This is a genomic window from Bradyrhizobium sp. WSM1743, assembly GCF_000473065.1.
Classification (GTDB): domain Bacteria; phylum Pseudomonadota; class Alphaproteobacteria; order Rhizobiales; family Xanthobacteraceae; genus Bradyrhizobium.
In genome coordinates, this window is record NZ_AXAZ01000051.1 from 12,734 (window position 1) to 36,019 (window position 23,286).

Genomic DNA, 23,286 nt, shown 5'->3' on the forward strand with positions numbered 1-23,286 from the left:
TAAATCCTACTCCCCCGCCTGGAGCTTCCTCGGAAACAGCTCTCCCGCGCCCGTCGCCACCAGGCGCGGGCCCTCCGCGTCGCTCTTGCTGAAATCGAGTTCCTCGATCCGTCCTGCGCGCTTTTCGATCTTGTCGGCGGAGATCAGCACCTGGCGGACGTCCTCGTTCACGTCGGCAAAATGCTTTTGCAGCTTCAGCACGCGGTCGCGCAGGCGGCCGAGGTCGTCGCCGAGCTTGATCACCTCGGTGCGGATCTGGTCGGCGGCATCGCGCATGCGCGCGTCCTTCATGATCTGCTGCATCACCTGGATCGCGAGCATCAAAAGCGAGGGCGACACCAGCACGACGCGGGCGCGATAGGCCTTCTGGATCACGTCGTCGAAGCCGTCATGGATCTCGGCATAGACCGACTCCGACGGCACGAACATCAGTGCCATCTCCTGGGTCTCGCCGGTGACGAGGTATTTTTCGGCGATGTCGCTGACATGCTTCATCACGTCGCCGCGCAGCCGCTGTGTGGCGGCGCGCCGCTCCTCGTCGGTGCGGGCGTCGTGCAGCGCCGTCATCGCCTCCAGCGGGAATTTGGCGTCGATGCAGAGCGGGCGCTGGTCGGGCAGGAACACGACGCAGTCCGGCCGCTTGCCGGTCGAGAGCGTGAACTGGAACTCGTACGAGCCTTTCGGAAGACCGTCCTGGACGATCGCCTCCATCCGCGCTTGTCCAAAGGCGCCGCGCGACTGCTTGTTGGCGAGCACGTCGCGCAAGGTGGTCACCTGGGTGGTGAGGTCGGTGAGGTTCTTGTGCGCGCTGTCGATGATGCCGAGCCGCTCGTGCAGCGCGCGCAGGCTCTCCATGGTGTTGCGGGTCGAATGTTCCATGGACTGGCCGACGCGGTGGGTGACCGAATCCAGCCGCTCGTTGACGGCACGCGCCATCTCGGCCTGGCGGCCGGCGAGCGCCTGGGTCATGGCGTCGACCCTCCCTGAGGCCTCGCTCTGGGCGCGAAGCACTTGGGCAAGGCGCTCCTCAAGCTCGTCGGCCCGGATCGCGTGCGCCATGGCGAGTTCCGCGCCGCGCCGCCCCGACCGCGCGATCACGACCGCAATCACAACCAGCAGGATGAGGACGAGCGCGCCGAAGCCGATCAGCGCATCGACGGTGCGCACCGGCCAGTCGCCGAGCATGACAATGATCTCGTTCATGCCAGCCCTTCTAGCCGATTCGCAGCCTGGCGCGAACGAAGAGAGAACGTCGGCGGTTAAGAACTCCCTACCTTTTATGGTTAACGAAAGGCGAAGTTTTATGGTTAGCGGAGGGTTAACGGGGTTCCTGGCCGCATTGACCACATCCGGCGCGCGGCTTAAATCGCGGCCATGGCCCTACGAGAAATCATCATCCTGCCGGACAAGCAGCTGCGCCTGGTCTCCAAGCCGATCGAGAAGGTCACGCCGGAGATCCGCAAGCTTGCCGACGACATGTTCGAGACCATGTACGACGCGCCCGGCATTGGCCTCGCCGCGATCCAGGTCGCGCAGCCGCTGCGGCTCATCACCATGGACCTCGCCAAGCGCGACGAGAGCGGCGAGACCAAGCACGAGCCGCGCGTCTTCATCAATCCTGAAATCCTCGCCTCCTCCGCGGAACTCTCCACTTACGAGGAAGGCTGCCTCTCGATCCCCGAATATTACGAGGAGGTCGAGCGCCCTGCGAAGGTGCGCGTGCGCTTCACCGATCTCGACGGCAAGGTGCATGAGGAGGACGCAGAAGGCCTCTACGCCACCTGCATCCAGCACGAGATCGACCATCTCAACGGCGTGCTGTTCGTCGACTATCTGTCGAAGCTCAAGCGCGACCGCGTCATGAAGAAGTTCGAGAAAGCCGCCAAGCGCGCGGCGGAGTAGGGCTCTCTGTCATTCCGGGGCGATGCAAAGCATCGAACCCGGAATCTCGAGATTCCGGGTTCGGCTCTTCGAGCCGCCCCGGAATGACCGTCAGTGGATTCGCGTTGTTCGCAGGTTTTTTCGATGCCCCTCCGCCTGATCTTCATGGGCACGCCCGATTTCTCCGTGCCGACGCTGCTCGAGCTGGTCGCGCATGGCCATGAGATCGCGGCTGTCTACACCCGCGCGCCGAAGCCGGGCGGGCGGCGCGGCCTGCAATTGCAGCCGACGCCGGTCGAGGAAGCTGCGCGAAAACTCGGCATTTCCGTGCTGACGCCGAAGTCGCTGAAGACGCCGGAGGCGCTGGAAGAGTTCCGCGCCTTTGGCGCCGATGCCGCCGTCGTCGTCGCCTACGGCATGATCCTGCCGCAGGCGATCCTCGATGCACCAAAGCTCGGCTGCTACAATCTGCACGCTTCGCTGCTGCCGCGCTGGCGCGGCGCCGCGCCCATCAACCGTGCGATCATGGCAGGCGATGCCGAGAGCGGCGTCATGGTGATGAAGATGGACGTCGGCCTCGACACCGGCGACGTCGCCATGGCCGAGCGCATCGCGATCACCGACAGCATGACCGCGCTCGACCTGCACGATCGCCTGTCCCGGTTGGGCGCCGATCTGATGGTGCGCGCGATGGCCGCGCTCGAACGCGGCGGGCTCCAGCTCAAAAAGCAGAGCGACGACGGCGTCACCTATGCCGCCAAGATCGAGAAGGCCGAGGCGCGGATCGACTGGACCAGGCCCGCGCGCGCGGTGCTTCGGCACATCCACGGTTTGTCGCCGTTCCCCGGCGCCTGGAGCGAGCTTGACGATGCGCGGGTCAAAATCCTGCGCTGTGAACTCGCGAAGGGCTCCGGCATTCCGGGCGAGGTGCTCGACGATCAGCTCACCATCGCCTGCAGCGAGGGCGCGATCCGGATCCTCGAGCTGCAGCGCGAAGGCAAGGCCCGGATGCAGGCGGCGGACTTTTTGCGCGGCGTGCCCGTCACGCCGCCAATGCGGTTCGCTTGATGCCCCGCTACAAGCTCACCATCGAATATGACGGCGCGCCGTTCTTCGGCTGGCAGGTGCAGGAGACACTGCCGTCGGTGCAAGGCGCGCTGCAGGCGGCCGTGAAGGCGATGACCGGGGCGGATTTGCGGGTGCACGGTGCCGGCCGCACCGATGCCGGCGTGCATGCGCGTGGCCAGGTCGCGCATGTCGACGTCGAGAAGCAGTTTCCCCCGGGCCGCTTCCGCGACGGGCTCAACGCACATCTGCGCCCGCATCCGATCGCGGTGCTCGAGGCCGAGATCGTGCCTGATACGTTCGAGGCGCGCTTCTCGGCGGTCAAGCGCCACTATCGCTACCGCATCATCAACACCCGCGCCAATCTCGCGCTGGACGCCGGCCACGCCTGGCGCGTGCCGCGCAAGCTCGATGCCGACGCGATGCATGCGGCGGCGCAGCGCCTGCTCGGCAAGCACGACTTCACGACGTTCCGCGACACCGAGTGCCAGGCCAAGTCGCCCGAGAAGACGCTCGACCAGCTCGATGTGCTGCGCGACGGCCGCGAGATCACGGTCATCACCTCGGCACGCTCGTTCCTGCACAGCCAGGTGCGCTCGATGGTGGGCTCGCTGGTCTGGGTCGGCGAAGGGCGCTGGACCGCCGATGATCTCTCCGCAGCGTTGGAGGCCCGCAACCGCACCGCCTGCGGCATCGTCGCCCCGCCGGAGGGGCTGTACCTGATGAAGGTGGATTATTGAGGGGCGCGGAGGGTGAAGGGTGCGCTCTTGCTACACCCACCGCCGTCATGCCCCGGCTTGACCGGGGCATCCAGTACGCCGCGGCGTCTCGACTCAATCACTACCGTCTCTGGAATACTGGATCGCCCGATCAAGTCGGGCGATGACAGCGGTATGTGAGGCGGCAGCAGTGCCTAACCGAAATACCTCTGCAAAATCCCCCGATACACCTTCGTCAGCTTCTCCAAATCCGTCACCGGCACGCGCTCGTCGACCTGATGCATGGTCTGGCCCACCAGGCCGAACTCGATCACCGGACAATAGCTGGAGATGAAGCGCGCATCCGACGTGCCGCCCGAGGTCGACAGCTCCGGCTTGCGGCCCGTCACTTCCTCGATCGCGGAGACCGCAAGATCGGTGAACGGGCCGGGTTTTGTGACAAACACGTTGGAGTTCGAGGGCTCCCAGACGATGCGGGCCTTGATGCGGTTGCCACAGGCTTTGGCGAGGCGCGTCTCCACCAATTCGCGCAAGGATGCCTGGGTGTGGTTGTCGTTGTAACGGATGTTGAATTTTGCGCGGGCTTCGCCGGGGATGACGTTGAAGGCCTTATTGCCGACATCGACCGAGACGAATTCGAGATTGGAGGCCTGGAACTGGGCGCTGCCGTGGTCCAGCGGCTCGTCGGAGATCGCCACGATCAGCCGCGCGATGTCAGGCACCGGGTTGGACGTCCGATGCGGATAAGCGACATGGCCCTGCACGCCGTCCACGTAAAGCGTGCCGGATTGCGAGCCGCGGCGGCCGACCTTGATGGTGTCGCCGAGCGTCTCGACATTGGAAGGCTCGCCGAGCACGCAATGATCAAATTTTTCGCCGCGCTCGGCGACCCATTTGAGCAGCTTGATCGTGCCGTTGACGGAGACGTCTTCCTCGTCGCCCGTGATCAGGAACGAGATCGAACCTTTGCCGTCGCTGCGCGGCTTGCCGCCATTGGCGGCGAGATGCTCCAGCACCGCAGCGACCGAGCAGGCGATGCCGCCCTTCATGTCGACCGCGCCGCGGCCGTGCAGGACGCCGTCCTTCACCTCGCCCGAGAACGCGCCGACGCTCCAGGCGCTCTCGTCGCCCGGCGGCACCACGTCGGTGTGCCCGGCAAAGGTGATGTGCGGCCCTTCCGTGCCGATCCGCGCATAGAGGTTGTCGACGTCGGCGGTGCCCGACTCGCTGAAGGTCACGCGGTGGCAGGTGAAGCCTGCTGCGGTCAGGGCTTTCTCAAGCACCCCGAGCGCGCCGGCATCGGCCGGGGTCACTGAGGGGCAACGGATCAGATCGCGGGCAATGGAGAGAGCATCGGTCATGCTTCCGGCTTAACACGCCATTGCGGCGGTGGGCCAGCCTTCTGCGCGGGCATTTCGAGCTCACGTTGCTGATCCCAACCGGGCTTTCCTGCCGGCGAGACGTGAAGCGGATCGGCGCCGAAACGGTTGGTCTTCTTCGAGCCGCGGAAGAACAGCAGCTCGATCCCGCCCCAGGTCGCGAGGACGAACGAGATCAGCGCGAGCATGAAGCCGACATGATCGTTGCTGATCCGGTCGATGAACTGATTGATCAGGCCGGGCACGACGAAGAAGGGCAGCACCCACCAGGCGCTCTTGTCGCGGTCATGGAGCCGTTTGACAGAGGTCGCGGCGAACACCCACGTGAACAGCGCCGTGCCGATCAGCTTGGCCAAGATCAGCGGGAGATCGGCGCGCGATACCCCTCGATAGGAGTCGGGATCGACGATCTTGAAGATGTCGCTGACCGAAAATGCGAACGAGCGGGGGCCGAACGCCGCCACGAGTGCGGCCATGAAGATCATCCAGCAGACGATGATCAGCCCGGCCAGCCAATATTTGGCGCGGTTGATGCGGCCGTCGAAACGGAAGAGGTACCAGGTCCAGTCCATGCGAGCGGCTCCGGGCGGAAGAAGCCGCCCGGAAATTGGTCGCGATGGTGGGAGGATGGGTTCGACGGGCCTCTAAGACCCTTCATCCCCGCGCAACGGCGAAGCCGTTGTCGCTGGAGGCGCGAGTGGCGCGATGCGAAGCATCGCGCCGGGAGCCTCGAAGGATGAACGGCCGAGATGCAGCTGCCAGCCGGGCCATCGCCCTTCGAGGGCCGCTGAAGAAGCGGCCACCTCAGGGTGACGGGGATAGGTCTGGGTTCGCGGCGCGAACTCAATCCCGCAGCAGCTCGTTGATGCTGGTCTTGGAGCGCGTGCGCTCGTCGACGCGCTTGACGATTACGGCGCAGGCGGTGCTCGGGCCGATCTGGCCGTTCTTCATCGGCTTGCCGGGCAGCGCGCCGGGCACCACCACCGAATATTCGGGCACTTCGCCCATGAAGACCTCGCCGGTCTCGCGGTCGACGATCTTGGTCGAGGCACCCAAAAACACGCCCATCGCCAGCACCGCGCCCTTGCGCACGATCACGCCTTCGGCCACCTCGGAGCGCGCGCCGATGAAGCAGTCGTCCTCGATGATGACGGGCTCGGCCTGCAGCGGCTCGAGCACGCCGCCGATGCCGGCGCCGCCGGAGATGTGCACGCGCTTGCCGATCTGGGCGCAGGAGCCGACGGTGGCCCAGGTGTCGACCATGGTGCTCTCATCGACATAGGCGCCGAGATTGACGAAGGACGGCATCAAGACGACGTTCTTGGCGATGAAGGCCGAGCGGCGGACCACCGCGCCCGGCACCGCGCGAAAACCGGCATCGCGAAAGCGGTTCGGGCCCCAGCCTTCGAACTTCGAGGGCACCTTGTCCCACCAGCTTGCCTTGCCGGGGCCGCCGCCAATGACGTCCATGTCGTTGAGGCGAAACGACAGCAGCACGGCCTTCTTCAGCCACTGATTGACCTTCCACTTGCCGTCAGCGCCGCGCTCGGCAACGCGCGCCTCGCCCTTGTCCAGGGTCTCCAGCGCCTGGTCCACGGCCTCGCGCACCTCGCCCTTGGTGGTGGTCGAGATGCCGTCGCGCGCCTCGAAGGCGCTGTTGATGGTGGATTCGAGGGCTGCAAGGGACATCGGGACTTCCTCTGGGGAGCGGGAATTTTGATGGATTGGTGGGCTTTTTCGGGATTTGGCGGGGTGGAGTCAAGGCATACTGTCCCGTCGTCCCGGACAAGCGCGCCTGAAGCGCGCGCCGATCCGGGACCGATAACCACAGGGGGGAGTTCGGCGAAGACTCGGAGTTTGCCAAGCTCGCGCGACAACCACTCCCTGTGGTTATGGGTCCCGGGTCTGCGCTTACGCTTGCCCGGGACGACGGCAGTTATTGTGGTGACAGCCTGCCCAAAAACCCCGTCAGATCATCCGTGACATAGTCGACATGGGCCGCGTCCCGGCCCTCCAGCTCCCAATCCTCGCGCACCACCTCCTTGGTCCCATCAGGCACCACAAGCACGGTCGTCATGCCAAGCTCATGCGGGACGGTGAGGTTGCGGGCGAGGTCCTCGAACATCGCGGCGCGGGTCGGATCGACAGCGTGATCCTTTAGGAATTTTTGGTAGGTCTGCGGCGCCGGCTTCGGCTCGAATTCGGCGGCGATGATGTCGAACACGCCGTCGAAATGGCTGGCGAAGCCGAGCCGCGCCAGCACCGCATCGACATGGTCGACCGAGCCGTTGGTCAGGATCAGTTTTCGCCCCGGCAGTCTTGCAATGGCTGCACCGAGCGCCGGGTTTGGCTCCAGCGGTGAATGGTCGATCTTGTGCACATAGGCGAGATAGTCGTCGGCGCGGACGCCATGCAGGGTCATCATGCCGCGCATGGTGGTGCCAAACCGCCGGTAATAGTCCTTCTGGATGTTGCGCGCTTCGGCGGGCGTCACGTTCAGCCAGTTGCAAACGAACTCCCCGATCCGCGCATCGACCTGCTGCCACAGATTGACGTGATGCGGATAAAGCGTGTTGTCGAGATCGAACACCCAGGTGTCGACATGCGCGAAGGTGCGGGGGGATTTCATCACAACTCTCTCGCTCACGGCACCGCAAAGCGCAGCGTCTTGCCGCCGCTCGACATGTCCACGGCGCCAAAGCCCGTTGGCGCAAATCCGCGCGCGCCGCAATCGGTCTGCTCACTGGTCTCGAACTTGGTCTCGCGGGTGCAGAGCTGCCTGTCGCCGCCCCAGTTCAGCGGCCGGTCCTTCAGCTTGACGACGCGGTTGTCGGCGTCGACCGCTTCCGCGAAGCTGAAGATCTGCTTCGGCTGGCCGGTCACGTCGGGGTGCAGGCAGGTCTTGGGATCGATGCGGTACCAGCCGCGGCTCGTCACGGCCTTGCCGTCGTCGGTCGCGATCGCCGCCATCACCTTGTGCGGCGTGTCGTTGCACCAGGTCAGCCCGGTCGCAGACGGCGTCTGCACGGCATCAACCATGGTCTTGAAGAAGTTCTGTGAGCCCACGATGTCCTGAGACAAGCCGCGGCTCTTCAGGAATGCGGCAAGGGCGGCTTGCGTCTTCGGCCCGTCGACGCCATCGATTGGCGCTGCGTCGTAGCCTGCGATCACCAGCAGCCGCTGGATTCCGGCGAGGCGCGCCTGCTCGTCGTCATATTCGGAATCCTCGGCGAGATAGGCAACGAGGTTGCCGTCCGCGCCTTGCGTCGGCGTCACTTGCGTGAACGGGACTTGCGTCTGGCCGCTGCGGCACTGCCGCGCCGCGGCGATGACGAAATTGTCTTGCGCCACGCAGAGCATGTCGCTGCCGCTTTGCGGGATTGGAGAAGCGCCGTAGACGCCGAGCGCACGGGCGTTGAGCAGGATGCGGTCGGCGGTCAGCGTGCCCTGCACCACCACGCGGCAGGCGGCGGGATCGATCCTGAACCAGCCGCGCGTCGCGGTGGCCGCCTTGTCGTCGATGCCGATCGCGGCCTCGACGACATAGGACATGCGGTTGCAGATCTTGAGGTCGGCAAAGGCCGGCGCGGAGGAGAAGAGGAACGAGACGATCGCAGCCGGCAGCGTCATGAGGAGGCGCGTCAAGGCGGAGCGGCGATGCGGTCTCGATCCCGTCATTCCGGGATGGTCCGAAGGACCAGACCCGGAATCTCGAGACTCCGGATTCGCCCTTCGAGCGCTCCGGAGTGACTGTGCAAGACGAGACGCGTGGATGGCCGGGACAAGCCCGGCCATGACGGCGTCTCTCGTGTTCTCGCGCATCACTTATGGATCAGCGTGCCCGTGCCCTGGTTGGTGAAGAGCTCGAGCAGCACCGCGTGCTGCATCTTGCCGTCGATGATGACGACGCCCTGCACGCCCTGTTCGAGCGCGTAGATGCAGGTCTCGACCTTCGGGATCATGCCGCCGGAGATGGTGCCGTCGGCGATCAGCTTGCGCGCGTCCTTGATCGACAGTTCCGGAATGAGCTTCTTGGACTTGTCGAGCACACCCGGCACGTCGGTGAGCAGCAACAGGCGCTTGGCCTTCAGCGCACCGGCGACCGCGCCGGCAAAGGTGTCGGCGTTGATGTTCAGCGTCTGGCCGTCATGCGAGGTCGCGAGCGGTGCCAGCACCGGGATCAGCTCGTAGCCGATCAGCTGGTTGAGCAGCGTCAGGTCGACCTTCTCGGGGTCGCCGACGAAGCCGAGATCGACCGCTTTCTCGATATGCGAGTCCGGATCGATGATGGTGCGCGTCGTCTTCGACGCCTTCACCATGTTGCCGTCCTTCCCGGAGAGGCCGACGGCCTTGCCACCGGCTTCGTTGATGTAGCCGACGATCTGCTTGTTGACCGAGCCGGCCAGCACCATCTCGACGATCTCGATGGTCGCGGAGTCTGTGATGCGCAGGCCGGCGGCGAATTCCGAGACGATGCCGAGACGCTTGAGCATGGTCGCGATCTGCGGCCCGCCGCCATGCACCACGACCGGATTGATCGCGGTCTGCTCGAGCAGCACGATGTCGCGGGCAAAGTTCTTCGCAGTCTCCTCGTCGCCCATGGCATGGCCGCCATATTTGATGACGATGGTTTCCTCGTCATACTGCTGCATGTGCGGCAGCGCTTCGGACAGGATGCGGGCCTGGTCGAGCGGGGAGATGTCGGTCATGTCGCGGATCTCGCTGGCGGGTCTAACGCGGCCTGCGTTCTATCTGATTGGAAGGCGGTGCGCAAAGTGGGTGTTGGCTCTTACCCTCCCCTGGAGGGGGAGGGTCGATCGCGCGCAGCGCGAGCGGGGTGGGGTGATCTCTCCACGCGGGCACTGCTTCTGTGGAGGGACTGTCACCCCACCCCGCTACGCATTTCGCTTCGCTGCATGCGTAGCGACCCTCCCCCTCCAGGGGAGGGTAAGGTCGAGCGTCACTTCCGCACCACCACCGCCGCCAGCGTCACCGCCAGCCAGCTCGCGATCATCACCGTCCCGCCGGTCGGCGCCGCCATCGGAAACAGCGAGTGCCCGGCATATTGCCGCAAGGTGAGGTCGCCCGCGAACAGCCCGGCACCGATCACGAAGCCGAACGCCGCCACGAGTCCAATTCCGCCGTGCAGAAGGCCGCGCGCGAGCAAGGCGACGGTCGCAAGTATGGCCGTTGCATGAAACAGCAGCATGGCGCTCGCCGAGGCCAGCCGGCTGGCGTCGGCGCCATGGGCGGAGGCGGCGGCCAGCGCGACGCCGGCGGCGCCCATCAAACCGGCAAACCCAAGCAACAGGCGATGCGTAGGCATCACGAGGCCCGCTCTTCCAAGAGCTTCGCCATCGCGGCGCGCAAGCTCTCCATGCCGGTCGAGCTGCGCGACGAGGTCGCGAGCACGGTCGGGAACGCGGCCGGATGCTTGGCCAGCGCGGCCTCGGTCTCGGCGATGCGCGCTTGCAGCTCGGCGGCCTTGACCTGGTCGGCCTTGGTCAGCACGACCTGGTAGCTGACGGCGGAGCGGTCGAGCGTCTTGAGCACGTCGAGATCGACGTCCTTGATTCCGTGCCGCGCATCGATCAGCACGTAGACGCGCGCGAGGCTGGCGCGCCCCAGCAGGAATTTGTGGATCAGCTCGGTCCAGGACGCGACCTGGCTCTTGGGCGCCTTGGCATAGCCGTAGCCGGGCATGTCGACGAGGCGCAGGTCGCTCTTCCCGGGGACCTCGAAGAAGATCAGCTCCTGGGTGCGGCCCGGCGTATGCGAGGTGCGCGCGAGGTTGTTGCGGCCGGTGAGCGCGTTGATCAGGCTGGACTTGCCGACATTGGAGCGGCCGGCAAAGGCGATCTCCAGCCCCGCCATCGGCGGCAGCGTTTCGATCGAAGGCGAGGCCCAGATGAACTGCCAGTCGCGGGCGAACAGTTTTCGCCCGGCCTCGATCAGCTTCGCATCTTTGTCGTCGGTCATGCGAAGCTCTTTGCCTTCTGTCATTCCGGGGCGATGCGCAGCATCGAACCCGGAATCTCGAGATTCCGGGTCTGGTGCTTCGCACCATCCCGGAATGACTGAGTGTGAGAGAGCTACGTCGCCTTCCTCGCGAACGTCGCCTTGAGATTGTCGAACAGCTCCACCTTCACGCCGTTGCGGCGCATGATGTAGCTCTGCTGGACAACCGAGAGCAGGTTGTTCCAGGCCCAGTAGATCACGAGACCCGCCGGGAAGCCCGCCAGCATGAAGGTGAAGATCAGCGGCATCCAGTTGAAGATGATCTGCTGCGTCGGATCCGGCGGCGTCGGGTTCAGCTTCATCTGGAACCACATCGTGATGCCCATGATGATCGGCCAGATGCCGAGCGCGAGGTAGTGGCCGAACACCGGGATCGTGGTCGGATCGAACGGGATCAGCCCGAACAGGTTGAACAGATTGGTCGGATCCGGCGCCGAGAGGTCCTTGATCCAGCCGTAGAACGGCGCGTGCCGCATTTCGATGGTGACGAACAGCACCTTGTAGAGCGAGAAGAACACCGGGATCTGGATCACCACGGGAAGACAGCCGGCAACCGGATTGATCTTCTCCTTGCGGTAGATCTCCATCATCTCCTGCTGCTGCTTCACCTTGTCGTCGGGATAGCGCTCCTTCAGCGCCTGAAGCTGCGGCTGGATCGACTTCATCTTCGCCATCGAGGCGTAGGACTTATTCGCCAGCGGGAAGAACAGAAGCTTCACGATCACGGTCACGAGCAGGATCGAGATGCCGAAATTGCCGAAGAAACGGAAGAAGAAGTCGAGGCCGAGGAACATCGGCTTGGTGATGAAGTAGAACCAGCCCCAGTCGATCAGCAGATCGAAATGGTTGAGGCCGAGCTCCTTATTGTAGCCGCCGAGGCCGGCGAACGGAAACACTCCGACGACGCCGGCTTCCTTGGCGCCGGCGAACAGCCGCGCATTCGCGGTCGCGGTGCCGCCGATCGCGACGGTGACGGGATCGAGCAGATAGTCGGTCTGGTAGGTGTGGAGATTGCCTGATGGGTTCGAGGAGAAGCGCGCCTGCAGCTTGGCATTGGTGTCGGGCAGCAGCGCCGAGGCCCAGTACTTGTCGGTGATGCCGAGCCAGCCGTTGGTGATGTTGTTGAAGTTCACCTGCTTGGCTTCGTCGACCTTCTTGTAGGCGTATTCCTGCAAGCCCTGATCGCCGAGATAGCCGATCAGGCCTTCATGCAGGATGTAGTACCCCGAGACCTGCGGCGCGCCGTGGCGCGAGATCAGCGCGAACGGGTAGAGCGTGACAGGCGCGTTGCCGACATTGCTCACCTCGTCCTTGATGGTGAAGAGATAATGGTCGTCGACCGCAATGGTGCGGCGGAAGGTGAGGCCCTCGCCATTGTCCCATTTCAGCACCACCGGCGTCGTCGGCGTCAGGCTGCCGCTGCCGTCCTGCTGCCAGACGGTCTGGGCGTCAGGCATCTTCGCCGTCACGCCCGTGGCCGCCACCCAGCCGAATTCGGCGTAATAGGGCTCGGCCGTGCCCGAGGGCGAATAGAGGATGATCGGCGGCGACTTCGGGTCGACCGTTTCGCGGAATTGCACCAGGGCGATGTCGTCGATGCGGCCGCCCTTCAGCGAGATGCTGCCGGCAATCCGCGGCGTGTCGATCTTGACGCGCGGGCTCGCTGCAATCGCGCTGGCGCGAGGAACGACCGCCTGGGCCTGTTGGCTGGCGGCCGGCGTTGATGGCTGAACCGCGCCGCCGGCCTGCGGGGGCGCGCCCGGAGTCGCGGACGCCGTCGGCTGCGGCGTGCCCTTATGCAGCTCGGCCTGTGACTGCTGAAGCGCGCGCTGCTTCTCCATCTGCGGCACGTTGTAGAAATACTGCCAGGCGATCAGCACCAGGCCGGACAGAATGACGGCGAGGATGGTATTGCGATTGTCGGTCATCTCGAATGTCTCGTCATCAATCCGGTTTGCGGCTGGTCGCTGCGGCGTGACCTGGCCTCTGGCCGCGCGCTTTGGGCGTATGCCGCGCGGGCTTCGTGAGCGCTATGCGCAGATCGTCGAGCATGGTGGCAAAGTCGCGCGAGAGCGCGTCCCTTCGTCCGACCAGCACATAATCATGATGGGGCTGCATCGACACCGGATCGAGCCGCTTCACCAGTTCGCGAAGCCGGCGCCGGATACGATTGCGCTCGGGGGCGTTGCCGTTCTTTTTGGTGACGGTGAAGCCGATCCGGATCGGGCCGGAATCGTCGCGGCGGCGGCTTTGCAGGACGAACGCGGGACTATTCACCCGCGCGCCATTGGCAACGGCGAGGAAATCCGCCCGCTGCCTCAGCCGATCCATGATGAAATCCCAAAAAGGGGGTCCGGCTCAGGCGCTCAGACGCTTGCGGCCGCGGGCGCGGCGGGCGGCGAGAACCTTGCGGCCGCCGGCAGTGGCGAGGCGGGCGCGGAAGCCGTGACGGCGCTTGCGCACCAGTTTGCTGGGTTGATAAGTCCGCTTCACGGGTTTTTCTCCGCTGACCGGGCAATTTGCCTGTAGAATTGATGGTAAAGTCCGGAAGATGCGGCCCAAAACGGGCCCTTTCCGGCCCCAAGAGAGCCGCTCCCGGTGTCGCACCGGGTCATCGCGGACAATTCGCGCGGCTTATAAGGGAGCGCCTTCTTTTCGTCAACGCCGCACAAGCGCGCGATTTTCGTGAATATCGCTGTTTGTGCGGGGTTTTTAACCCTTGAGGTGGCGACTCGCGACATCAGCGCCTACATCCCACATCGGTAGATTAGCGATCCGTAATTTGACCGGACTCCGGGCGGGTCGCATCCTGCATCAGCCAAGGCCAACAGGGGCGAATTTCGTGGCACCCACAGATCGCCAGCCGATCCAGGATCTGGATCAGCCGGACCAGCCGGCGATGCGGCCCCGCGGGTCGCGCGGGCTCGGGCTGTCTGGCAAGCTGCTGCTGCTCACCATTCCCCTGGTGATGATTGCCGCCGTGCTGCTCTACGTGCCCGCCATCGCCAATTTCTGGGTCAACCGGCTGAACGACCGCGTTGCGGCGGCCAACACCGCCGCGCTGGTGCTGGATGCGGCGCCGCTCGGCATGGTGCCCGATTCGCTGTCGCGCCAGATCCTGAAAAGCATCAATGCCCGCGCCGTCGCCATCAAGATGGGCCAGCAGCGCCGGCTGCTCGCCAGCGACAACATTCCGGCTGCCATCGAGCATGACCTCGACCTGCGCGACATGACCGCCTGGGAGGCGATCACCGGCTCGTTCCGGATGATGCTGGAGACCGGCAACCAGGCCATCCGCATCGTCGGTCCCGGGGTCGGCAATGCCCAGTTCATCGAGATCGTCACCGACGAGCTGCCGCTGCGGCAGCAGATGTACCGCTTCTCCCGCAACGTCGTGGTGGTCGCGCTGATCATCGCGGTGCTGACCGCGGGCCTCGTCTATCTCGCGCTCCACTATCTCTTCGTGCGGCCGATGCGGCGGCTGACCGCGAGCCTGGTCGGCTTCCACGAGAACCCCGAGAGTTCGGCCGGGATCATCGTGCCGAGCCAGCGCAGCGACGAGATCGGGGTGGCCGAGCGCGAATTGTCGGACATGCAGCGCGATCTGATGTCGATGCTGCATCAGAAGAGCCGGCTCGCCGCCCTTGGCCTTGCCGTCTCCAAGATCAATCACGATCTGCGCAATCTGCTGGCCTCCGCCCAGCTTCTGTCGGACCAGCTCGCCAGCGTGCCAGATCCGCGGGTGCAGCGCTTTGCGCCCAAGCTCGTGCGCTCCCTCGAACGCGCCATCGCCTTCTGCCAGTCGACATTATCCTATGGCCGTGCCCAGGAAGCCGCGCCCGACCGCCGCATGATCCTGATCGAGCCCGTGGTGATGGAGGTGCGCGAGACCGCAGGCCTCACCAACGATGCCTCGATCGCCTGGGTCGCTGCGATCGAGCGCGGGCTCGCGGTCGATGCCGATCCCGACCAGCTGTTCCGCGTATTGCTCAACCTCGTGCGCAACGCCGCCCAGGCGCTCGAAAGCCACGCGTCGGGTGAGGGCCGCGTGCAGCAGATCCGGATCACCGGGAAGCGCGAAGGCGCCGTCGCCATTATCGAGGTCTCCGACACCGGCCCCGGCGTCCCCCAGAAGACCCGGGAGCACCTGTTCGAGGCCTTCCAGACCTCCGGCCGCCCCGGCGGCAGCGGCCTTGGCCTTGCCATCGCCGCCGAGCTGGTCCGCGCCCATGGCGGCGACATCCACCTGGTCGAAGGCACCATTGGCGCCACCTTCCGCATCGTCATTCCCGACCGTCCCGTGGAACTGCTTTCCATCCGTAACGAGCGGGCCAGGGCGTAAGTCGGCCAGGGGCCGAATGAACGACCGGGGCGATCTCCATGACTTCCGTCATTCCGGGATGGCCCGAAGGGCCAGGCCCGGAATCCATAACCCCGACTGGTGGTTATGGATTGCGGGCTCGCGCCTTCGTCGCGCCCCGGAATGACGGTCGAGAGGCGGAAATGCCCCAAAATACCGCCATCCCAGACCTTGCCAACGCCGGCAAGAGCGGTTAGTCAGAGCGCTCTTTCGCACCCCCTCCGGCTCTGCCGGGGGCTGCGTCGCGGGCCACGCCCGCGCTGTTTGCGAAGCACGCGCCCGTAGCTCAGCTGGATAGAGCATCAGACTACGAATCTGAGGGTCGGACGTTCGAATCGTTCCGGGCGCGCCATTCTTCGACGGAAGGTCAGGACAAGGCAGCATCTGGTCGCCAGACCGGCTCGAGACCGGATGGCCGCGCCGTGTGAGGAGCTGGATGAGGATATCGCAGGCGTTCAAGTTCGAAGCGGCGCATCGGCTGCCAAACGTGCCCGAGACTCACCGGTGCAGCCGGCTGCATGGTCATTCCTATCGGGTCGAGGTCCAGTTGGACGGGCCGGTCGATCCGCACACCGGCTTCGTCGCGGACTTCTTCGATATCGAAAAAAGCTTTGCCGACATCATGGACGCGCTGGATCACCGCTGCCTGAACGAGGTCGACGGACTCGAGAACCCGACCGCCGAGAATATCGCGGTGTGGATCTGGGATCGACTGAAGCCGAGCCTTCGGCAGCTATCGGCGGTCCGGGTCTATGAGACGGCAGACTGCTGGGCCGAATATCAGGGACGGTGACGACAGCCCTGCGCTGACCCGGCGCGGGCCACCCGTAGCTCGGCTGAAGAGAGCATCAGACGACGGATCTGAGGGGCGGGCGTTCGAATCGTTCCCGGCGCGCCACTTCGGTACAAAACTGGGCACTCCAAAACCTGCCGATTTTGCGCTCGATGCGGCGACGAGCGTGCGCAAGGGCCCGGTCCGGCGGACGCCGTAGCTGCGATTTGTGAGGGAGAGCCATGGCGCCACTGTGGCAAGCTTGGCCGATCCACAGAACGGCCGATGGTCTACGCCACGTCCCGCTGCAGCGCTGCGAACTCGCACTTTCTCTGCAGAATGAGCGCGATCGCGCAGAGCAGGCCATGAACGCATGGAAGCAAAGGAGCCGGGCCAGCGGAGCGCGGTCAAGGCCGCAAGCCGGCGAGCCGGTCGCGCGCAGCGCGACCCTTGACGGCGCTCCGTTGGCCCGGCAGCGGCCTTCCATGCGATCATGGTCGGACATCCCGCCGAGCACGCGCAAGAAGACGCGACGCTACGAACGATGGCGCTCGGAACGTTGATTTTGAATGCTTTTGCGGTTCGAGCGGCACCAAGTCACTTCATATGGTGCCGCTGCAGTGCCATCCAAAGCGATGTGCAGACAAACACATACGACCCCCGACAGCACGGAGCGACACCGTCGCTTTTATCTTGCCGTCTTAATCGGTCGCTGGGGTGCTGTCGTTCGGCTAGCGATATTGATACAAGTTCGGTGAACGTCGGATCGGTAGATTTCAAGCATGTCAACAAACTCCCTAACGGATCTTCAAAGCGCCCTAAAGGCCGCCCAGATACGGCTCAAACGTGCAGTGCAAGCTCTCGCGCCTCAACATAAGGGTGGAGAGCTCGAGGAATTTGCCGCGGCCCAAGAGGCTTTGCTTGAAGCGGAGCGCGCCCTCGCAGCAGCGCAGAACGAACCGCATGCCGTTCCAATTGAGTTTCCCGTGCAATGGGACACCGGCGCTCCGTTTCCTTATCTGCTCCAGAACGACTATCGGACCTTTCTTGTGTTCTTCCTGCGCGACGTTGATCCCGAATGGGACGGAACCTACGTCAACATTCGTCACGCTGACGATCCTAGTCCGGGCAATCTTGCAGTTGTCGAATTCAAGCGTTGCATATGCACAAGGATGGGAACACCAAACGATGAGGTGTTTCATGGCCATCCGCTAAACGGAAAGGGCTTGCGAAGGTATAGCCCGCTACGGGTGAAGAATTCTCTTTGGGTCAAGGAACTGGAGGCGATCAATTCAATACATGAAGGCTACAGACCCGAATCCTGGCGCAGTCTCAACCATTACATCTTCGGATTCCACGACTGCACCTTCGAATGTGTCGCGGAATCATTCCTCGTCGAGGTAGGAGCGACGACGATTCCGGAAGTGCTCGCAGAAATATGCGGCAAACTTGTCCAATAGCGACATTCGAGACGCGCCATGGATTAACGCGCAGCAAAGACTGGTCGTCCTAACGATTGCGCTCTACAAGATCAGACCAGAACGGTATGTACTTGATTTGGTCTGGCCACGGCCGATGGCCCCACCCAGCGAACTCTCGCTCGAAATAGTCGAGCAGATCGGCTCCATAGTAGATCACGTCGGCCTGATAGACGGAGAACACGGGATTGCCCGGCTCGTGCGGCTCCTCTGGCAAGTATCGGTGGCTGATCAATGGTATCAATTTCGGGGCGCGCGAGACGACGGAACGCAAAACCTCACGGGCGTCCGGGCTGACCGGCTTTTCTCCCCATTCCGGCCACCAAAGGTCGTTGTGCTCAATGTCGAAAAGGAGCCCTTCAAACGGCCAGTCCAGCATGCGCCTGATCGCGACTTCATCGGTCCAGTCGTGTCCATCCACTGGCCGCCTATCTCCCAATAGGGCCACTAAGTCTGGAGGAAAAACCAAACCGAATTTCTCTTGTGCGTCATCAAGTTCGGTCTGTGTGTAACCTTTTGCCCACCTACCCGACGTCATTTGTGCCTCTCAGCCACCGCCTGGACGCGACCCATCCGAAGACTTCCGCAAGGCGTAGCATGAATTCGCATGCTGTCGCAGTACTGGTGGTTGGATCGGGCGGCAGGCTCCGGCATCATAGTGCCACGGCGAAGCAATAGTGCCCATCTTCATCGGCCGTGGCGCGCCACTTCGATAGTAAGTTCGTCCCATGCCTACTCTCGCGCGTCTGCTCTCCTGCCTCTTTTTATTCGTTGCCATCGCAGCCGTCCCGGTGCTTCCCGTGCGCGCGGCCGAAACCTGCCCGTTCATCAGCGCCCAGGAGCTCGGCCGCGCGATGCCGGCGCTCAAATGGTCGCTGATCTCAAATCAGGACGGCCGCGGCTGCATCTACCAGGCCGGGCGCGGCGACACGATGATGCTCTCCGTGTTCCGCAATCCCGACAAGGACCGCGCCAGGGAATTGTACGCGACCTTCGTCAAGACGCTTGGCGAGCGCATGCCGCTTAACGCAGTGTCCGGAATCGGCGACGAGGGCCAGGGCGGAACGAGCGCTGCCGGCGCAGAGCGCCAGGAGGCCTCGGTCGTCGCTCTGTCCGGCGACTACATTCTGCAGATCAGCGTCTATCCGATCGGCCGGCGTGCCGACGATGCGCTGCTCGGGCCGGTCACTGAAGCCGCGCGCGTTGCCGTCGCCAATGTGAGCAAGAGCAGCGAGCGGTTCGGCAATTGCGAGTGGCTCACGGCCGCGGATGCCGATGGCTTTCTCGACTAGAGCACGCTGACGGTGCAGCGGACCGGCGCGGGCAGCTGCATGATGTTCGATCTCGAGGCCAACACCATGACCGTCGCGGTGATCGCGACCTCGCGCGACACCGCCATCGGCATGATGAAGCGCGCGGGCCCCTGCACGCACGTGGCGATACCCGAGCTCGGTCGCGAGGCGTTCGGCGAGCATTCCTGCATCAAGGGCAACGGCAACGCCGTCAACATCTATGTCTGGAAGAACGGCCGGCAGGCTTCGATCCTGTTCGCGCCGGTCAAGCCGCATCCTGAGTCCGGCTCGGTCGAGCGCCTGAAGGCGGTCGCCGGGCGGGTTTATGGAAAATTGTAACGGTGCGGCCTCTCGCACCGATCAGCTTCACCGGCCCGCCAGCACCTCCTTGCACTTGGCCGCGAAGGCGTTGAGATACGAGCCGATCTCGCTCGCCAGCGCATCGGAGCGGTCGACATTCTGCAGGCTCATGTTGAGGGCGTAGACCGGAAGCCCGTCGAGCACGATCGGCGTTGCAACGGCGAGAACGGCGGGCTGCCAGGACACGCCACAATAGCCGTCGCGTTCGACGGAGCTGATCGATCTCCTGACGTCCGCAAGCAGCGCCTTGGTGGCAGCTGTGCTGCGTCGTCTGAACAGTTTCAGTAACCGCTCGCGCTCGGCCTCGGCAATGCCGGCAAGATAGGCGCGGCCGAGCGAGGTCAGCTCCATCGGGACCTGCTGGCCGGCGACGACGTTGCGCAGCGCCGCGCGCGGGCTGTAGCGGATCGACTCCAGATAGACCATCATGGTCCGATCCGCGGTCGCGAGCCCGACGTTCAGCCGGCGCTTTGCCGATTCCGCCCGCATCATCGGACCGATCGCGTTGAGCACGGGTGATCCCGTCCGCATTGCGTGGCCGATGCTGATGACGGACGCGGCAAGGCGATAGGCCCGCTCGCTGCGGACTTCGTCGAGCATCCCGGAATTGACCAGCGTCCGTGTCAGCCGGCTGACCGTCGATCGCGGCAAGCCGGTTCGCTCCGCAATCTCGCCGTTGCCGAGCGTGTCGACGCCGGGGCGGAACGCCCGGAGGATCTCGATGCCCCGTTCGAGCGAGCGGTTGCCATCGACCCCGCCTGCATATCTGCGCGCCTGCGCCATCTCTGACCTCCCCCGGCGTTTCCACTTAGTGGAATTAAGGGGATGGTCCGGCTGGCTGCAAGCCGCTATAGGCAGCGGAAAGAACAATGCCGGGCTGCGCACGGCTCGACGAGGAAACGGCAGTGCGGACCTTGCGCGGATCACTCGCCTCGCGCCGGTCGATCCGACTGCAATCAGGAAGCTTGCCATGTCCTATCAGCTCATCGAATTTTCCGTCGAAGCCGGTATTGCGACGATCGCATTCAACCGGCCGGAACGGCGCAACGCGATGAGCGACGACATGCGCTCCGAGTTCGCAGGCGCCCTCGAGACCGTGTCCCGCGACAAGGCGATCAGGGCTCTGGTGCTGACGGGACGCGGCAACGCCTTCTGCGCCGGCGGCGACATCAGCGGAATGAAGCGCCGGCTCGAGGCGCCGCAGGGGGAAGTCGCATTCAACGGATGGAGCCGCCAGCAGGGCGTACATCACGTGCAATCGCTGCTGCTGGGCTTGCCGAAACCGACGATCGCCGCCGTCAACGGCGCCGCGGCGGGCCTCGGTGCCGACACCGCACTGGCCTGCGATTTCGTCATGGGCACGGAACGCTCGAAGTTCACCTGGTCCTACATCAAGCGCGGTTTGATACCTGATGGTGGCGGCTTGTATTTCCTGCCGCGCCGGGTCGGGCTTCCCAGGGCCAAGGAGCTGATCTTCACCGGACGCGTCGTCGCGGCCGACGAAGCGCTCGCGCTCGGCATCGTCGATCGCAAGGTGGCCTCGACCGAGCTGCTGTCGGCCGCGCAGGCCTGGGCGGCCGAGCTGGCTCAGGGGTCTCCCACCGCGCTGGCGCTGAGCAAGAAGATCCTGAACGAGACCTTTGAGCATTCCGCGCACGATATCTTCAATCTCGGCAGCCAGGCGCAGGCCATCTGCTACACCAGCGCGGAGCATCGCGACGCGGTGACGGCGTTCCTCGCACAATCCTCGTCGAAGGATTGAGCGATGAATGCGATCGAACGCCTGATCCGGCCACGCAGCATCGCCGTCATCGGTGCATCGGCGGACCCGAGCAAGACGTCGGGGCGACCGGTCTCCTATCTCCAGAAGCATGGCTTCGCGGGTAAGATCTATCCCGTGAATCCCAAGGTCGCGGAAACCGGCGGTCTCAAATGCTACGCCGAAATCGCCTCGCTGCCTGATGTGCCTGATGTCGGCCTTGTCTTGCTCGGCGCCGAGCGCGCCCACGTCGCCGTGCGCGAGTTGTCCGAGCGCGGCGCCGCCGCGGCCATCGTTCTCGCCAGCGGCTTCACCGAAATCGGGGCCGTAGGCGCCGAGCGCCAGAAGCTGCTCTTACAGGCCGCCGGATCCATGCGCCTTCTCGGGCCGAACACGATCGGCCTCGTCAATCTCACCGACAATATCGTGTTGTCGGCATCCGGTGCGCTGGCGATGGACCATTTCCCGGCAGGCGCGATCGGCCTGGTCTCGCAAAGCGGGGGCATTCTCGGCGCCGTCTTGTCGCGCGCTGCGGCGCGCGGGGTGGGGCTGTCTAAGCTGGTGTCGACCAGCAACGAAGCCGATCTCGAGCTCGCTGATTTCATCGACTTTCTTGCCGACGACAGTGCAACCAAAGTCATCGCTCTCTACATCGAGGCGATCCGCAATCCGGCTCGCTTCCGCGAGGCGGTCCTCAAGGCGCGAGGTGCCGGCAAGCCAATTGTCGCCTTCAAGATCGGACGATCGGAGGCGGGCGCAAAGGCGGCCGTCTCGCACACGGGGGCGCTTGCGGGCTCCGACCGCATGTATGATGCCTTGTTCAGGCAGCTCGGCGTGATCCGTGCGAAAACGTTCGAAGACCTGCTCGACATTCCCGCAGCCCTTGGCGTGGGGTGGACGCTGTCCGGCAAGCGTGTGGCGATCCTCACCTCGACCGGCGGCGCCGGCACGATCGTGTCCGACAGTCTGGGCGTCGCAGGCTTCGCAACGCCCGCACCCGATGCGGAAACCGCCGCGCAATTGCGCGCATTGCAGTCGGGATCGCACGCCATGCTCGATCGCAACCCGATCGACGTGACCCTGGCCGGTCTGCAGCCGGATCTGCTTCGCGCCGCAATTCGCATCCTGCTCGCCAGTCCCTCCTACGATGCGCTGATCGTGATTGCCGGCTCGTCAGCCGTGGGATCGCCGTCCCTGTTGGCCGATGCCATCCACGACTGCCTGCCGCTCAGCGACAAGCCCGTCATTGCCTATGTGAGTCCCTACGCGCCCGAGGTGGTCTCCGTCCTCACCCGGCGAGGTGTCCCGGCCTACACGTCCGCCGAGAGCTGCGCCAATGCGCTCGATGGGCTTCTGCAGGCCGGCATGCCGGAACAGCTCCAGGCATCCGGCTCGACCAGGACGGCGGTCGATATCAGCGACCTCCCGGCGGGATCGCTGGATGAGGCGCAGGCCAAGGCCTTGTTCGCCCGCTTTGGTATTCCGGTCGCTGCAGAGAAGGTGGTCGCAACCGCTGAAGAGGCCGAACAGGCGGCGCGAAACTTCGGCGGCCCTGTCGTGCTCAAGATTCTGTCCGGCGAGATTGCGCGCAAGAGCGACGTCGGCGGCGTCGCAGTCAATCTGACTGCCGGGACGATTAGCGGTCGCCTGACCGCAATGGCGGATGAGGTCGAGGCCAGGACTGGGATGCGACCCGACCGCTTCCTGGTTCAGGAGATGATTTTAGGTGGCGTTGAAATCATTCTCGGCATGCATCGCGATCCGCTCGGGACAGCAATTCTCCTCGGAATGGGCGGCGTTGCCGCCGAGCTGTTCAAGGACACGACGATGCGTCTGCTTCCTCCGGAAGGAGGTCTCGGTCTGGCCGAGGCTAGAGCGATGGCGCGCGATTTCGTCACCTGGCCGTTGCTGGACGGTTTTCGCGGCCGGCCGAAATGCGATGCAGAAGCCCTTGCTGCCGCGATCGTCGCTTTCTCGCGCATGGTTGCGCAGCTCGGCGCCCCTCTCGTCGAGGCCGAGATCAATCCGGTCTTCGTGCTGCCGGCCGGCCAGGGCGTGAAGGCGGCCGATGGATTGGTTGTTCTCAACGCAAATCCATGACGCCGCATCGCTGTCGCGCGCCAAGAACTCCTAAAAAGGCGCGCGGCTGCGTTCGTCGAAAACGACAGGCCTTGTTGAAGAACGAGACAAAACCGGATGGGAG

At 64.5% G+C, this 23,286-nt stretch carries 24 protein-coding genes and 1 tRNA gene; 11 read left to right on the forward strand and 14 right to left on the reverse strand.

Going from position 1 to position 23,286, the window contains the following annotated elements; translation table 11 throughout:
• Positions 1 to 6: 6 nt before the first annotated feature.
• Positions 7 to 1,203, reverse strand: a complete 1,197-nt coding sequence (locus YU9_RS0126210; RefSeq protein WP_027575467.1) for a DNA recombination protein RmuC — start codon at positions 1,201 to 1,203, stop codon at positions 7 to 9.
• Positions 1,204 to 1,374: 171 nt separating this feature from the next.
• Here YU9_RS0126210 and def point away from each other — a divergent pair, with 171 nt between their 5' ends.
• The 3 genes from def (at position 1,375) to truA (ending at position 3,686) form a co-directional block, all read left to right on the forward strand.
• Positions 1,375 to 1,902, forward strand: a complete 528-nt coding sequence (gene def / locus YU9_RS0126215) for a peptide deformylase (RefSeq protein WP_027575468.1) — start codon at positions 1,375 to 1,377, stop codon at positions 1,900 to 1,902.
• Positions 1,903 to 2,025: 123 nt separating this feature from the next.
• On the forward strand, positions 2,026 to 2,949 hold the full coding sequence (gene fmt / locus YU9_RS0126220; protein WP_027575469.1) for a methionyl-tRNA formyltransferase: 924 nt from the start codon (positions 2,026 to 2,028) through the stop codon (positions 2,947 to 2,949).
• Positions 2,949 to 3,686: a tRNA pseudouridine(38-40) synthase TruA gene (gene truA, locus YU9_RS0126225; RefSeq protein WP_027575470.1), complete on the forward strand. Its 738-nt coding sequence runs from the start codon at positions 2,949 to 2,951 to the stop codon at positions 3,684 to 3,686. Before fmt ends, truA begins: the two co-directional genes overlap by 1 nt.
• A 173-nt stretch (positions 3,687 to 3,859) precedes the next feature.
• Here truA and dapE read toward each other — a convergent pair whose 3' ends face one another.
• The 11 genes from dapE to rpmH all read right to left on the reverse strand — a co-directional run bounded on the left by dapE (position 3,860) and on the right by rpmH (position 13,555).
• Positions 3,860 to 5,026: a succinyl-diaminopimelate desuccinylase gene (gene dapE / locus YU9_RS0126230; RefSeq protein ID WP_027575471.1), complete on the reverse strand. Its 1,167-nt coding sequence runs from the start codon at positions 5,024 to 5,026 to the stop codon at positions 3,860 to 3,862.
• Positions 5,023 to 5,616: a DUF805 domain-containing protein gene (locus YU9_RS42510; protein ID WP_051380513.1), complete on the reverse strand. Its 594-nt coding sequence runs from the start codon at positions 5,614 to 5,616 to the stop codon at positions 5,023 to 5,025. The genes dapE and YU9_RS42510 overlap by 4 nt, the downstream gene beginning before the upstream one ends.
• A 271-nt stretch (positions 5,617 to 5,887) precedes the next feature.
• The gene (gene dapD / locus YU9_RS0126240; RefSeq protein WP_027575472.1) at positions 5,888 to 6,733 is read right to left on the reverse strand and encodes a 2,3,4,5-tetrahydropyridine-2,6-dicarboxylate N-succinyltransferase; all 846 of its coding nucleotides are present in this window, start codon (positions 6,731 to 6,733) and stop codon (positions 5,888 to 5,890) included.
• A gap of 247 nt (positions 6,734 to 6,980) precedes the next feature.
• Positions 6,981 to 7,673 carry a pyrimidine 5'-nucleotidase gene (locus YU9_RS0126245; RefSeq protein WP_027575473.1) on the reverse strand — a complete coding sequence of 231 codons (693 nt, stop codon included), beginning with the start codon at positions 7,671 to 7,673 and terminating at the stop codon, positions 6,981 to 6,983.
• Positions 7,674 to 7,687: 14 nt separating this feature from the next.
• Positions 7,688 to 8,674 (reverse strand): DUF1036 domain-containing protein, encoded by a 987-nt coding sequence (locus YU9_RS0126250; protein ID WP_027575474.1) that lies wholly within the window; start codon positions 8,672 to 8,674, stop codon positions 7,688 to 7,690.
• Positions 8,675 to 8,865: 191 nt separating this feature from the next.
• A complete protein-coding gene (gene argB, locus YU9_RS0126255; RefSeq protein WP_027575475.1) occupies positions 8,866 to 9,753 on the reverse strand; it encodes an acetylglutamate kinase in 888 nt (295 codons plus the stop codon).
• Between the two features lie 251 nt (positions 9,754 to 10,004).
• On the reverse strand, positions 10,005 to 10,370 hold the full coding sequence (locus YU9_RS0126260) for a DUF423 domain-containing protein (RefSeq protein WP_027575476.1): 366 nt from the start codon (positions 10,368 to 10,370) through the stop codon (positions 10,005 to 10,007).
• A complete protein-coding gene (gene yihA / locus YU9_RS0126265) occupies positions 10,370 to 11,023 on the reverse strand; it encodes a ribosome biogenesis GTP-binding protein YihA/YsxC (RefSeq protein ID WP_027575477.1) in 654 nt (217 codons plus the stop codon). The genes YU9_RS0126260 and yihA overlap by 1 nt, the downstream gene beginning before the upstream one ends.
• 113 nt (positions 11,024 to 11,136) lie before the next feature.
• Positions 11,137 to 12,990 carry a membrane protein insertase YidC gene (gene yidC / locus YU9_RS0126270; protein ID WP_027575478.1) on the reverse strand — a complete coding sequence of 618 codons (1,854 nt, stop codon included), beginning with the start codon at positions 12,988 to 12,990 and terminating at the stop codon, positions 11,137 to 11,139.
• Between the two features lie 16 nt (positions 12,991 to 13,006).
• On the reverse strand, positions 13,007 to 13,393 hold the full coding sequence (gene rnpA / locus YU9_RS0126275) for a ribonuclease P protein component (RefSeq protein WP_027575479.1): 387 nt from the start codon (positions 13,391 to 13,393) through the stop codon (positions 13,007 to 13,009).
• Positions 13,394 to 13,420: 27 nt separating this feature from the next.
• Positions 13,421 to 13,555 (reverse strand): 50S ribosomal protein L34, encoded by a 135-nt coding sequence (rpmH, locus tag YU9_RS0126280; RefSeq protein WP_008542748.1) that lies wholly within the window; start codon positions 13,553 to 13,555, stop codon positions 13,421 to 13,423.
• Between the two features lie 349 nt (positions 13,556 to 13,904).
• On the opposite strand from rpmH, the gene YU9_RS0126285 reads away from it, so the two are divergent.
• From YU9_RS0126285 to YU9_RS48135, 4 genes are all read left to right on the forward strand, one after another.
• Positions 13,905 to 15,404, forward strand: a complete 1,500-nt coding sequence (locus YU9_RS0126285; protein ID WP_027575480.1) for a HAMP domain-containing sensor histidine kinase — start codon at positions 13,905 to 13,907, stop codon at positions 15,402 to 15,404.
• 293 nt (positions 15,405 to 15,697) lie between these two features.
• Positions 15,698 to 15,774, forward strand: a tRNA-Arg gene (locus YU9_RS0126290).
• 84 nt (positions 15,775 to 15,858) lie between these two features.
• Complete coding sequence (gene queD, locus YU9_RS0126295; protein ID WP_027575481.1) at positions 15,859 to 16,215, forward strand: 6-carboxytetrahydropterin synthase QueD; 357 nt, start codon at positions 15,859 to 15,861, stop codon at positions 16,213 to 16,215.
• A 761-nt stretch (positions 16,216 to 16,976) separates the two neighbouring features.
• On the forward strand, positions 16,977 to 17,654 hold the full coding sequence (locus YU9_RS48135; RefSeq protein WP_156952136.1) for a hypothetical protein: 678 nt from the start codon (positions 16,977 to 16,979) through the stop codon (positions 17,652 to 17,654).
• A gap of 49 nt (positions 17,655 to 17,703) precedes the next feature.
• On the opposite strand, the gene YU9_RS0126310 is transcribed toward YU9_RS48135, so the two are convergent.
• Entirely contained in the window at positions 17,704 to 18,210 is a 507-nt protein-coding gene (locus YU9_RS0126310; protein ID WP_027575483.1) for a hypothetical protein, read from the reverse strand.
• 262 nt (positions 18,211 to 18,472) lie between these two features.
• On the opposite strand from YU9_RS0126310, the gene YU9_RS50160 reads away from it, so the two are divergent.
• On the forward strand, positions 18,473 to 18,964 hold the full coding sequence (locus tag YU9_RS50160; RefSeq protein ID WP_245266531.1) for a hypothetical protein: 492 nt from the start codon (positions 18,473 to 18,475) through the stop codon (positions 18,962 to 18,964).
• A gap of 39 nt (positions 18,965 to 19,003) precedes the next feature.
• Positions 19,004 to 19,303 carry a hypothetical protein gene (locus tag YU9_RS50165; protein ID WP_245266532.1) on the forward strand — a complete coding sequence of 100 codons (300 nt, stop codon included), beginning with the start codon at positions 19,004 to 19,006 and terminating at the stop codon, positions 19,301 to 19,303.
• A 27-nt stretch (positions 19,304 to 19,330) separates the two neighbouring features.
• On the opposite strand, the gene YU9_RS0126320 is transcribed toward YU9_RS50165, so the two are convergent.
• Positions 19,331 to 20,107, reverse strand: a complete 777-nt coding sequence (locus YU9_RS0126320) for an IclR family transcriptional regulator (RefSeq protein WP_027575484.1) — start codon at positions 20,105 to 20,107, stop codon at positions 19,331 to 19,333.
• A 187-nt stretch (positions 20,108 to 20,294) separates the two neighbouring features.
• Here YU9_RS0126320 and YU9_RS0126325 point away from each other — a divergent pair, with 187 nt between their 5' ends.
• Together YU9_RS0126325 and YU9_RS0126330 are read left to right on the forward strand one after the other, a co-directional pair.
• Positions 20,295 to 21,086, forward strand: a complete 792-nt coding sequence (locus YU9_RS0126325) for an enoyl-CoA hydratase/isomerase family protein (protein WP_027575485.1) — start codon at positions 20,295 to 20,297, stop codon at positions 21,084 to 21,086.
• Positions 21,087 to 21,089: 3 nt separating this feature from the next.
• The gene (locus tag YU9_RS0126330; RefSeq protein WP_027575486.1) at positions 21,090 to 23,183 is read left to right on the forward strand and encodes an acetate--CoA ligase family protein; all 2,094 of its coding nucleotides are present in this window, start codon (positions 21,090 to 21,092) and stop codon (positions 23,181 to 23,183) included.
• The last annotated feature ends 103 nt before the right edge of the window (positions 23,184 to 23,286 follow it).